The following is an 11,971-nucleotide window of genomic DNA, read 5'->3' on the forward strand; positions in this document are numbered from 1 at the left end:
GCAGATGCCCGAAAAAACCGCCGAGGAATTCCGCAAAGACGGATTCTTTATCACTGGCGACATCGCCAAGATCGACGCCAAGGGATATGTCCATATTGTCGGGCGTGCCAAGGATCTGGTGATTTCCGGCGGATTTAATGTCTATCCCAAGGAAATTGAAACCCTGATCGACAAGATGGATGGTGTTGTTGAAAGTGCCGTGATTGGCGTTCAGCACCCCGATTTTGGCGAGGCGGTTGTTGCCGTGATCGTGCCGGAAGAAAAGGGCGGTCTAAGTGAAGAGGGCGTGATTGCCACGATCAAATCCGAACTGGCCAACTTCAAAGTGCCCAAGCGGGTTTTCTTTGTCGATGAACTGCCACGTAACGCGATGGGCAAGGTGCAAAAGAATGTCCTGCGCGAGGAACACAAGGCCTTGTTTGCCAACTGACATATAGCGAACGAGACGGGGCTTTTGAACCCCGATTATAAGATGCAGACAAAGAAAAAACCCCGACAGAGCTTCTGTCGGGGTTTTTTCGTGGACGCTACGGTCGTGGCTTAGCGACCGAAAGCAACACGGTGTGCTACATCGTCGATCATATCGCGGTTCAAACCGATGTCAGCCAGTTCGCGCGTATCAAGCTTACGCAGCGCATTCTGGGTCTGGTACTGAACGCGAAGAGCGCGAAGGAAAGCAAAAATCTTGGTTACGATCATTTCATCACCTATTTCAAACCGGCCGATTATTCGGCGTCTATTCAGTTAACCGGCATGTTCTCACCGAGATATTCCGCATCGGAATAGTTAGCTGGTTTGACGTGTCGGTTTGCATGGGATGTATCGAATGATCAACTGCTTGGTGGCGCATTCATCAGTCGATACGTCCTATTCATTTCGTGAGGGCAATCTAAGGGTGATTACGGATATAATCCAATGCGTTTTTTGCATGTCTGCGGATTGAAAAGCGCAGAAATGCCTGAAATATCTCATTAACTGTTCTAAAGTGGATGGCTGACGCAGATTTAATACTTTTTATTGCTATGCGTATGGTGCATGGGTAATGAAGTTGCGTGATGTGTTCTGGTTGATTATCCGCATTTGTGGTGGTGCGAATAATTTTGGGTGTAATTAACGCGCTAATCGGTTTGAATACGCCGGAATTTTAATAACGTGCCGTTCGTGTGGGAGAAATGACGATGAGTGCCAATCGGTTGCAACTGGATTTTGCGCAGGCCCTGGAGGCCTATTTGCGCTATGCACCGCGTCTGCCACAGGTCGCACCCGATGCCGTGCCCAAAGCAACCGATTATGTCGACAACCTTCTGGCGATTGCCGATCAGTTTGATCTGATCGTGTTTGATGCCTTTGGCGTGCTAAATAGCGGGCAAAGTGCCATTCCCGGTGCGGTGAAGACGGTCGCGACCTTGCAGAAAATGGGCAAGAAGATCGCGGTTGTCACCAATGATGCCTCAAGCTCCGGCGAGGCCATTCTGGCGCGTCATCGCAAGCGCGGTTTTGATTTCGACAATAACAGCCTGATCAGCAGCCAGCAGTTTGTCGCCCCGCTGATGGGCGAATATGTAGACATCACTCATTGGGGCGCAATGGCGCCGACCGACTGGCCGTTTGATATTCTGCCCGGTCGGGTCGAGCCGCTTGGCAGTGACAGCGCGCTTTATGATGTCGTTGGCGGGTTCCTGTTGATCGATTCAGATAGTTGGACCGATACCCAGCAAGCCCTTCTGGAACAGAGCCTTAAGCATAATCCGCGGCCGGTTCTGGTCGGCAACCCCGACATTTGTGCGCCGATGGGTGATTTTCTGTCAGTTGAGTCGGGCTATTTCGCGCATCTGGCGGGCGATGCATCCGGTGTCATGCCGCAATGCGTCGGCAAACCGTATCACCACGTGTTCGAGGAAGTCCTGAAACGCCATCCCGATGTTGATCGCAGCCGTGTGTTGATGGTTGGCGATACGGTGCATACCGATGTGCTGGGTGGACTGGCGTCAGGCATCAAAACCCTTTTGGTCCATCAGGGCGGGTTCCTTGATGGGCAGGATATCGAAGGCGTATTTGCCCGGTCCGGCCTGCGTCCGCATTTCTGCGCGCGGGCGATTGGCCATGGCATTGAAGATGATGCGGATGGCATTGCGGCAAAGTCCGCATGATTTGATGTTCGCATCCCAAAGCAAAAGGGCCTCGATTGAGGCCCTTTTTTATCGCTTGTCGTGGCGGCGGGGAGATCAGCCTTCCAGTGCCTCGGCGACTTCAATCGCGCTATAGGTCAGAACACCAGATGCCCCGGCGCGCTTGAAACACGACAGGGTTTCAATCGCACAGCCGATATAATCAAGCCAGCCATTCTGACCAGCCGCACGCATCATCGCGTATTCGCCCGATACCTGATAGGCAAAGACCGGCACGCCGAATTCCTGTTTGACGCGATAAAGCACATCAAGATAGGGCAGGCCCGGTTTGACGATGACCGAGTCTGCACCTTCATCAAGGTCATAGGCGACTTCGCGCATCGCCTCATCGCTGTTTGCCGGATCCAGCTGATAGGTTTTCTTGTCAGCCTTGCCGAGCGCACTGGCCGAACCGATCGCATCTCGGAACGGGCCATAGAAGGAAGACGCGTATTTCGCCGAATAGGCCATGATCTGAACGTTCTTGAGGCTTGATTCTTCAAGGACTTTGCGGATCGCGCCAATGCGACCGTCCATCATGTCCGACGGGGCAACCACGTCACAGCCTGCCTGCGCCTGAACAAGGGCCTGACGCACAAGGGCCTCGGTCGTTTCGTCATTGAGGATCTGACCGTCGACCACAATGCCGTCCTGTCCGTCGGCGTTGAAGGGATCCAGCGCGACATCGGTGATCACACCAAGATTGGGGCAGGCATCCTTGATCGCCTTGACCGCGCGGCAGACGACGTTGTCGGGGTTATAGGCTTCGCGGGCGTCCTTGGTTTTCAGGCTGGCATCGATATAGGGAAACAGGGCAAGGGCCGGTATGCCGAGCTTCTCGGCATGTTTGGCGGTTTCGACCAAGATATCGACCGACTGGCGTTCAACGCCGGGCATGGACGGGATCGGCGTGCGTTCGTTTTTGCCATCAATGACAAACACCGGCAGGATCAGATCATGGGAGGTCAACCGCGTTTCCGCGACCATGCGGCGCGACCAGTCGGTCATGCGGTTGCGGCGCTGCCGGGTGCTGGGGAAGGTGCCATAGGCGAATTTGTTGACCATGATCTGTTCTCTATACTGTGAGGCTGGGCAATTTATGGGACAGATTGCGCCGTTGATCAACCATTGGCCGCAATTTGCAAACGCCTGCGCATGGTTAACAGGTAAACCGGGATAATCATGGCCAGGAATGCGGATGTCAGGGCAAAGGCCGTGACCAGTCCGAGGGCTTCACCAATGGCACCGATCACCGGTGGCCCGGCCATGATCGCGGAATAACCGGTTGCGGCAATGATCGAAACAACCGCACCGCCACCTTTGCCCGTTGTCTGGGACGCCGCAGACAGCAACAGCGGCAGGATCACCGCAAGTCCCATACCAGCAATCCCGCAGCCGATCCAGGCGAAAACGATATTGGGAGACAGGGTCAAAACAAGGGTGCCAAGGGATGCCAGTACCGAACTTGTCAGCAATACCGGCACGCGACCATACCGGGTGACCAGTGCATCACCAGACAGGCGGGTGGCGGCCATGGCAAAGGAATAGATGGCAAAGCCGACGGCAGCCAGTGTCGGGCCCGATGACAATTCGGAATTCATGAACACCGTCGCCCAGTCGGTCAGGACACCTTCGCCGAACTGGCCGATAAAGGCGCAGACTCCGAAGGGCAACAGCATCAGGAACAGATTGCGATCCTTGGGCGTTGCGGTCGCGGTTTGGCTTGCATCCTTTGGGTCAGACAGCTGTTCCGATGCCGCGTGATCGGACAGAAGGCCCGCTTGTGCGATGATGTGCGCGATCAGAAACAGCGAAAGCACGATTGGCAGATGGAATTCATTGCCAACGGGCAGGGCGAACCATGCGGCGGCAATCCCCGCGCCGACAAAACCACCGAGACTCCAGAAACCATGTAACCCGGACATGATGCTGCGGCCCTTGACGCGTTCAACCTGCAGGCCATTGGCATTCATCGCGACATCCAGAAAGGCACCGGAAAAGCCCAGTGCGAACATCGCGATCGAAATGCTGAGATAATCGGGCATGAAGGCGGGCACGCCGACCGCGATGAAATAAAACAGCCCCGAATAGCGCACCACGCGTTCGCTGCCGAACCGGTCGGCCAGTCTTCCGGCGATCGGCATTACGGCAAGCACCCCGATGGCCGCCGCCAGCAAAATGCCGCCAAGTTCGTCATGGCCAAGGCCAAGGCGTTCCTGCACCAACGGGATATGCGGCACCCAGCTTGAAAAAGCGGCACCATGTAAAAAGAAGATGGCGCGCACCCGGTTATGGGCAGTGGCGTGGGTTTGCATTTAACATGTTTCTCCGCAAGGCGAGGGCAGGCAATCAGGCCTGAATGACGTTCAAACCACGCCGGGTGTAATTGGCAAGATAGCCGTTTGACAGTTTGCGCCCGGTGACCAGATGGGAAATCGCATCAATGTCGCAGACCCGGTGCGGCAGGCTGGTTTCAAGTTTGTCGGCGGTGGTGATGGCAATGACTTCGGCCGATTGGGCGATCATGGCCGCCTTGATGGCGCGTTCTTCGGTGCTGCTGGTCGAAAGCCCCGCCTCGGGGTGAAGCGCGCAGGTGCCAAGCAGTGCGATATCGGCATTAAAGTTTCCGAGTTGATCAAGGGTCGTCGGGCCGCACACCGCCATATCTGCTTTGCGAAGCGTGCCGCCGAGCATGATGACTTCGGCATTTGGATGATTGGCAAGTTCGACCGCGATCATCGGATTGACTGTAATCACCGTGCCGCGAAAGGATGGTTTGAGGTTGCGCGCAACTTCACAAACGGTGGTGCCACTATCGAAAAACGCCACGCAATCATCGGGGATCAGTTCGCGTGCGGCCTTTTGGGCGATGGCAGTCCGTTCGGGTTGCAGTTCCTGCGCCCGTTCGACGTAGCTTTCCTGTGCCGAATTGGGCAGGACCGCCCCACCATGAATGCGGCGCAAATAACCCTCTTCTTCCATCTGGCGCAGATCGCGGCGGATGGTATCAAGGGATGCGTGAAACAGGGCGGCCAGATCGTGGATATGAACCGTACCCTGGCTGCGCAGAAGTTTCTGGATTTCGTCCTGACGGCTTGAAACGCTCGACATCGGTGTGCCTGTTTTGCATGTTGTGCATGTATTGCCGATATTGGTTAGCCCGGACATGCAAAAGCGTCAATAGAAAAACCGGCCAGATGATGGTCTGGCCGGTTCCAAGATCTTCTAACGATGAGGCGCTTGATCAGGCTTTATCAAGCGCCTGGGTCAAATCCGCCAGGATGTCGTCGATATGTTCGATGCCAATGGACAAGCGCACATAGCCGTCAGTAACACCGGATGACAGACGATCTTCTTCCGACAGCTGGCTGTGAGTCGTCGTGGCCGGGTGAATGGCAAGGGACCGTGTATCCCCGATATTGGCCACGTGATAGAGCAGTTCCAGCGAATTGATGAATTTCTCGCCTGCATCCTTGCCGCCAGCCAGCTCAAATCCCATCAAGGAACCCAAGCCACCCTTAAGGTATTTGTCCGCACGACGGCGGGCCTCGCCATCCTGTTTGCTCGGGTGGATGACCTTGGTGACTTTCGGGTGGGATGCCAGGAAGTCGGCAACCTTGAGCGCGTTTTCGCAATGGCGTTCCATGCGAAGCGGCAAGGTTTCCATGCCCTGAATGGTCTGGAACGAATTGAATGGCGATGCGGCCGCGCCAACGTCGCGCAGAAGGGTGCAGCGCAGTTTAATCGCGTATGCGACCGGGCCAATCGGTTTGACGGCCTCGGTCCAGACAGCCCCGTGATAGCTGGGGTCCGGTTCATTGAGAAGCGGGAAGCGCTTGGCGTGTTTTTCCCAATCAAACTTGCCCGAATCAACCACGATCCCGCCAACCGAGGTGCCGTGACCGGCAATGAATTTGGTGGTCGAGTACATGACGATGCTGGCGCCATGCTCGATCGGTTTGCAGATCACCGGTGCTGCGGTGTTGTCCACAATCAACGGAATGCCAAGGTCATCGCCAATATCGGCAACTTCGCGGATCGGGAAGACCTGAAGTTTCGGGTTGGGCAGGGTTTCGGCATAGAAAGCACGCGTTTTGTCATCGGCAAGGCGACGGAAGTTCTCCGGATCCGATGGATCGGCAAAGCGGACTTCGATGCCCATCTGTTTGAAAGTGTTGGCAAACAGGTTCCAGGTGCCACCATAAAGGTCGGTGGAACTGACAATATTGTCGCCTGCCTGTGCGATGTTAAGAACCGCAAAGGTCGACGCTGCCTGACCCGATGCCAGTGCGACAGCCGCAGCACCCCCATCAAGGGCAGCTACCCGTTGTTCAAGCACATCATTGGTCGGGTTCATCAGGCGGGTATAGATGTTGCCAAGTTCCTTAAGCGCAAACAGGTCTGCAGCATGCTGGGTGTCACGGAACTGATAGCTGGTTGTCTGATACAGCGGAACGGCAACGGACCCGGTTGTCGGTTCAGCCCGATAGCCTGCATGAAGGACAATGGTTTCCGGTTTGGTCGAAGACATGATGAATGTTTCCCTGATTTTTCGTTGTTCCTGATGGGAGGAGGGTATGCGCAGCGGCCCGGTATCTGCAAGGAACATTTGGCGAAATGGATCATATCCGGGAACGCACGGGGCGAGGATATGCGTAATTGTGATAATTCGGTACGATTATACCGAATGAATTGACAAGTGGCGGGTTTCACGTTTACGTAAAGGGAAAATACAAAAGTAAAAGAGGCGGCGATCCAATGGAATTCAACCTGTCTGAAGATCAGCAGGCATTTGCCCAGGCTGCGCGTGATTTTGCTCAGAATGAAATGGCACCACATGCAGGTGACTGGGATGCAAATCATATCTTCCCCGAGGAAACCTTGCGCAAGGCAGCCGAACTTGGGTTCGCCGCGATTTATACCGGCGAGGAATATGGTGGCACAGGCCTTGGACGGCTTGATGCAGCGGTCATTTTCGAAGAACTTGCCTCAGCATGCCCATCCACAGCCGCGTATATTTCGATCCATAATATGGCTTGCTGGATGATTGACACGTTCGGCAATGACGCACAGCGCGCGAAATATCTGCCGAAACTCGTCACGATGGAGCATTTCGCGAGCTACTGCCTGACCGAGCCGGGCGCCGGATCGGATGCCGGATCTCTTCGCACTCGTGCCGAACGCGACGGCGATCACTATATCCTCAATGGTGAGAAGGCGTTTATTTCCGGTGGATCGCGCAGCGATATCTATGTCGTGATGGCGCGTACTGGCGATGACAGCCCAAAAGGCATTTCCACCTTTATCGTGCCAAAGGATGCCGAGGGACTGTCATTTGGCAAACTTGAAGAAAAAATGGGCTGGAACAGTCAGCCGACCGCAGCCGTTATCTTTAGCAATTGCAAGGTGCCGGTCGAGAGCCGTCTGGGTGAAGAGGGCGAAGGGTTTAAGTTCGCCATGAAGGGCCTTGATGGTGGGCGCTTGAATATCGCGGCCTGTTCGATCGGTGGTGCACGCGCAGCAATGGAACATGCACGCGACCATATGAAGGTGCGCAAGCAGTTTGGCAAAAGTCTGGATCAGTTTCAGGCGCTGCAATTCAAGTTTGCCGATATGGTGACCGAGCTCGAGGCGGCAAGGCTGATGCTGCATAAAGGCGCATGGAAGCTGGATCACAAGACAGACGATGCCACACAGTTCTGTGCTATGGCCAAACGCTTTGCGACTGATACCGGCTTTAATGTCTGTAACGAGGCGCTGCAGCTGCATGGCGGATATGGTTATATTCGTGAATATCCCATCGAGCGGCTTTTGCGTGATCTGCGGGTGCACCAGATCCTTGAAGGTACCAACGAAATCATGCGCCTGATCATCGCGCGCGCTGCCCTGAAAGACTAGGTTATGAGTACTGTTTCAAATACATCCGACAATACCGCCGAAACACCCATTCTGTTTTCCCAGGATGGCCCGGTCGCGCGCATCGTTCTGAACCGTCCCAAGGCGCTGAATGCGCTTGATCTTGTGATGGTCGATATGATGATGGCGCAGCTTAAATCCTGGGAACAGGATGAAACGGTCAAGGTCGTCGTTGTTGAGGGGGCAGGTGAAAAGGCATTTTGTGCCGGTGGAGATATCCGTGGCCTTTATGATGCCCGTCAGGTTGACAACGACGAGATGCTGGATGCGTTTTATCGTCGTGAATATCACCTGAACCACTATATCGCGACCTATCCAAAGCCATACATTGCGCTGATGGACGGGATCACGATGGGTGGTGGTGTCGGGGTTTCGGTCCACGGCCGGTTCCGCGTCGTGACCGAGCGTACCTTGTTTGCCATGCCCGAGACCGGCATTGGCTTCTTCCCAGATGTTGGCGGGGGGTATTTCCTGCCGCGTTGTCCCGGCAAAATCGGGATGTATCTTGGCCTGACAGGTGCAAGGGTCAAGGCTGCCGATTGCCTTTATGCCGGGCTGGCGACGCATGGCGCGGAAAGCGCAAAGCTTGATGCGATCAAGAATGCGCTGGCCAACGCGACGTGGGACGGAGATGATTTCGCCATCGTCGAGGACATCCTTAACAAGCATGAAACGCCGTTAGGTTCAGCGCCACTTTCAGAAATTCGCAGCGAGATCGACCATTGCTTTGCTGGCGACAGTGTCGCGGCGATTTTCGAATCCCTGCAAGGTGCCAATAGCGCGTTTGGGACGGAAACCCTTGAGACATTAAGTGGCAAGTCGCCCACAGCACTTTGCGTCAGTTTCGAGCAGATCCTTCAAGGTGCAGACATGTCGCTGGCAGAGGTCTTGAACATGGAATACCGCTTGGCGCAGCGCATGGTTTGCAAGCCGGACCTGTTTGAAGGGGTCAGGGCAGTGATTATTGACAAGGATCACGCGCCGAAATGGCAACATGGTGATGTTGGTCAGGTCGATCCGAGAGAAGTGGCGGAATACTTTGAAATGCTGCCAGAAGACAAAGAACTGAATCTTTAAAACAGAAACGACGGGAAAATCATTCCGTCAGATGAATACAAAATCAGAACAAAACGCCCGTTTCGGGTGTCAGAGGAGACTTCAAATGGCAAATATCGGTTTTATTGGTCTGGGCAATATGGGTGGCCCGATGGCGGCCAACCTGGTCAAGGCGGGGCACGCGGTGAAGGTTTTCGATCTTTCGGCGGATGCGGTGGCAAAAGCAGAGGATGCCGGCGCAACCAAGGCGGCATCGGTCGCCGATGCCGCCAGCAATGTTGAGTATGTTGTTACGGTTCTGCCAGCGGGTAAACATGTCCTTGCTGTTTATGACGGACCCGATGGTGTCATCGCGCATGCCAAGCAAGGTACTGTTCTGATCGACAGTTCGACAATTGATGTGGACTCGGCGCGCAAGGCATCTGATCTGGCCCGCGCTGCCGGCCTTGGCGTTGTCGATGCTCCGATTTCGGGTGGAACAGCCGGTGCGGCCGCTGGAACCCTGACATTCATGGTTGGTGGCGCGGAAGCCGATTTTGCCAGCGCCGAACCCATTCTGGCTGGTATGGGCAGTAACATCATTCATGCAGGTGACAGCGGTGCCGGGCAGGCGGCAAAGATTTGCAATAACATGGTGCTCGGTGTCAGCATGATTGCTGTTTCGGAGGCCTTCATGCTTGCCAAGCGTCTTGGTCTTGATGCGCAGAAGCTGTTTGAGGTTTCATCCAAGGCATCGGGACAGTGTTGGGCGCTGACAAGCTATTGCCCGGTTCCCGGTCCTGTCCCGGCATCACCGGCCAATCGGGATTACCAGCCGGGCTTTGCGGTTGATATGATGCTCAAGGACCTGAAGCTGGCACAGCAGGCATCGGCATCTGCGGGTGCGACCACGCCGATGGGGGCCCTCGCCGAAAGCCTTTATGCGCTTTATTCCAATGGCGGAAACGGCGGCATGGATTTCTCGGCCATTGTAAAAATGCTGGATGGCGAGAAATAATCAATCCTCAGTGCAGGTCAAGGAAGCGGGTCCGGTTTGCCGGGCCCGTTTTGTTATATGTTGCGTTGTTGGAAAATGGCGGCACAATAGCATCATCCGTATTTTGACAAGATCAGTGCAGCAATGGCCACACGCTATAACACGTCGAACGAAATCTATTTTGAACTGCGCAAGGTGGGTACCTATTTGCGGTGCACAGCGATTGATGGAAAGACCGGTGTCGAAGTGACGGTGGCCGGGCCAATCAGCCGCAATCCCGAACAGCTAAAGCGTGTTGCGGCCCAAAAACTTGAATATGTCCTCAACAAGAAGTGACCTTTTCCGTTCAGTGCCGTTTGCAGTCATCATGTATTGCGCGATCTGGCCTGATTTGGATTAGGTAAACAAAAACGCCGCCCGGGAATTGGGCGGCGTTTTCTGTAATCGGTTTTGCTTGGGCAGGGCGTTATTTCGCCTTGCGACCCAGACCGATTTTCTTGGCGAACTGCGAACGCTGTTTGGCGTAGTTCGGTGCAACCATCGGGTAATCGGATGGCAGCCCCCATTTCGCGCGATATTCGTCCGGCGTAAGGTTGTAGGTCGTCCGCAGATGGCGTTTGAGCATTTTCAGCTTTTTGCCATCTTCAAGGCAGACGATAAAGTCGTCACCAATGGATTTCTTGATCGGGACAGCCGGTTTCAACGGTTCCTGTTCCGGTTCTTTGTCCACTTCGTGTATTTCATCAAGAGAAGCAAAGACGGTTGAAATCAGTTCCGGAATCTGTGCCGCAGCAAGCGCATTGTTGCTGACATACGCAGACACAATGTCGACGGTCATCTGTAAAAGTTCGTCGCGGTCAAGCACGCTGTTCTCAGTTTCAGCCATAATTGAAGTAATCCTTCATTCGGTAAATCAGATTAAACTTAATTCTGTATTCTTCCGATATAGTCAAACAACAGAAAAACACAAGAAGAATTGTTGTTCAATACCTGTATTCAAATAACTATGGGCTGTATTAAGAGAAAATTTTATACTTCGTCATTTCACGCTCATTGATTTTAGGTCCGCATGTAAATGCAACCTGTCCGATTGCGCAATGCTACTGTTTAAATGGCAGGATCGTTCTGTACGGCGATATTACCATTCTGATACCCCAGTTGACCTTGTTGACGGCGATAAAACCGACATATGTGTTCAGTAAGTGGAGCGTCTGAATCAAGGCGGTTTTACTGCGCCCGTTCTGTTTGGAAAACTTGCTGATTTGGGTGAGCTGCGCGTTGGCAGGTTCGACGCTATATGCTACAAGGCGCTCAATTTTAATCTTCTGCTTTGGGATGAAGGCACACCTATGACCGTCAAGACCCTTGCCATTGCTTCCGATCACGGTGGTGTTGAGTTGAAATCAGCAATCTCTGATGCCCTGAAAAAGCGCGGAATTGACGTGCTTGATCTTGGTACAGACGGAACGGCGTCCGTGGATTATCCGGACTTCGCACAAGCGGTTGCCAAAACCATTATCGATGGCAAGGCCGAGGCAGGCATTCTTGTCTGCGGGTCGGGCATCGGCATGAGCATGGCTGCCAACCGTTATCCGGAAATCCGGGCGGCACTGGTTCATGATCGTCTTTCGACTGAACTTTGCCGTCAACATAATAACGCAAATGTCCTGTGCCTTGGTGCGCGCCTTATTGGCGAAGCCACGGCAATGGATTGCGTGGATGCGTTCTTGTCGACCGAATTTGAAGGCGGTCGTCACGAAGGTCGCGTCGCAAAAATGTCCTGCTCCGTCTGATTTTATCGCCATCTGGCATCAACCGGAACGGGCAGGCGGCCCCAAGGGTCGCTCCCCGTCAC

13 protein-coding genes are annotated in these 11,971 nt (G+C 54.3%); 7 read left to right on the forward strand and 6 right to left on the reverse strand.

Annotated elements, in window-relative coordinates:
• Window positions 1–430 (forward strand): AMP-binding enzyme (locus tag B2R48_RS19725; RefSeq protein ID WP_297003690.1); only part of this gene is annotated, 430 nt, incomplete at its 5' end.
• 110 nt (window positions 431–540) lie between these two features.
• On the opposite strand, the gene B2R48_RS19730 is transcribed toward B2R48_RS19725, so the two are convergent.
• Complete coding sequence (locus B2R48_RS19730; protein ID WP_082923501.1) at window positions 541–699, reverse strand: DUF1127 domain-containing protein; 159 nt, start codon at window positions 697–699, stop codon at window positions 541–543.
• Between the two features lie 479 nt (window positions 700–1,178).
• Between B2R48_RS19730 and B2R48_RS19735 the strand changes: the two genes are divergently transcribed.
• Window positions 1,179–2,150: an HAD-IIA family hydrolase gene (locus B2R48_RS19735; RefSeq protein ID WP_297003693.1), complete on the forward strand. Its 972-nt coding sequence runs from the start codon at window positions 1,179–1,181 to the stop codon at window positions 2,148–2,150.
• Window positions 2,151–2,225: 75 nt separating this feature from the next.
• Here B2R48_RS19735 and hemB read toward each other — a convergent pair whose 3' ends face one another.
• From hemB to B2R48_RS19755, 4 genes are all read right to left on the reverse strand, one after another.
• A complete protein-coding gene (gene hemB, locus B2R48_RS19740; RefSeq protein WP_297003695.1) occupies window positions 2,226–3,233 on the reverse strand; it encodes a porphobilinogen synthase in 1,008 nt (335 codons plus the stop codon).
• A 56-nt stretch (window positions 3,234–3,289) separates the two neighbouring features.
• Window positions 3,290–4,483, reverse strand: coding sequence for an MFS transporter (locus B2R48_RS19745; protein ID WP_297003697.1), 1,194 nt, complete (start codon window positions 4,481–4,483; stop codon window positions 3,290–3,292).
• Between the two features lie 34 nt (window positions 4,484–4,517).
• The gene (locus B2R48_RS19750; protein WP_297003699.1) at window positions 4,518–5,279 is read right to left on the reverse strand and encodes a DeoR/GlpR family DNA-binding transcription regulator; all 762 of its coding nucleotides are present in this window, start codon (window positions 5,277–5,279) and stop codon (window positions 4,518–4,520) included.
• Window positions 5,280–5,412: 133 nt separating this feature from the next.
• Entirely contained in the window at window positions 5,413–6,699 is a 1,287-nt protein-coding gene (locus tag B2R48_RS19755) for an O-acetylhomoserine aminocarboxypropyltransferase/cysteine synthase family protein (protein ID WP_297003700.1), read from the reverse strand.
• A 227-nt stretch (window positions 6,700–6,926) separates the two neighbouring features.
• Here B2R48_RS19755 and B2R48_RS19760 point away from each other — a divergent pair, with 227 nt between their 5' ends.
• The 4 genes from B2R48_RS19760 to B2R48_RS19775 all read left to right on the forward strand — a co-directional run bounded on the left by B2R48_RS19760 (window position 6,927) and on the right by B2R48_RS19775 (window position 10,452).
• Window positions 6,927–8,066, forward strand: coding sequence for an acyl-CoA dehydrogenase family protein (locus B2R48_RS19760; RefSeq protein ID WP_297003702.1), 1,140 nt, complete (start codon window positions 6,927–6,929; stop codon window positions 8,064–8,066).
• A 3-nt stretch (window positions 8,067–8,069) separates the two neighbouring features.
• Window positions 8,070–9,161 carry an enoyl-CoA hydratase/isomerase family protein gene (locus B2R48_RS19765; protein WP_297003703.1) on the forward strand — a complete coding sequence of 364 codons (1,092 nt, stop codon included), beginning with the start codon at window positions 8,070–8,072 and terminating at the stop codon, window positions 9,159–9,161.
• A 31-nt stretch (window positions 9,162–9,192) separates the two neighbouring features.
• Window positions 9,193–10,137 (forward strand): 3-hydroxyisobutyrate dehydrogenase, encoded by a 945-nt coding sequence (mmsB, locus tag B2R48_RS19770; protein ID WP_414716204.1) that lies wholly within the window; start codon window positions 9,193–9,195, stop codon window positions 10,135–10,137.
• A gap of 123 nt (window positions 10,138–10,260) precedes the next feature.
• A complete protein-coding gene (locus B2R48_RS19775; protein ID WP_062954831.1) occupies window positions 10,261–10,452 on the forward strand; it encodes a DUF6898 family protein in 192 nt (63 codons plus the stop codon).
• A gap of 130 nt (window positions 10,453–10,582) precedes the next feature.
• Here B2R48_RS19775 and B2R48_RS19780 read toward each other — a convergent pair whose 3' ends face one another.
• Window positions 10,583–11,002: a MucR family transcriptional regulator gene (locus tag B2R48_RS19780; RefSeq protein WP_062954832.1), complete on the reverse strand. Its 420-nt coding sequence runs from the start codon at window positions 11,000–11,002 to the stop codon at window positions 10,583–10,585.
• A 463-nt stretch (window positions 11,003–11,465) separates the two neighbouring features.
• On the opposite strand from B2R48_RS19780, the gene rpiB reads away from it, so the two are divergent.
• Window positions 11,466–11,909, forward strand: coding sequence for a ribose 5-phosphate isomerase B (gene rpiB, locus B2R48_RS19785; protein WP_062954834.1), 444 nt, complete (start codon window positions 11,466–11,468; stop codon window positions 11,907–11,909).
• Window positions 11,910–11,971: the final 62 nt, after the last annotated feature.

The sequence above is a fragment of the Thalassospira sp. UBA848 genome, assembly GCF_002295455.1.
In the GTDB taxonomy this organism is placed as follows: domain Bacteria; phylum Pseudomonadota; class Alphaproteobacteria; order Rhodospirillales; family Thalassospiraceae; genus Thalassospira.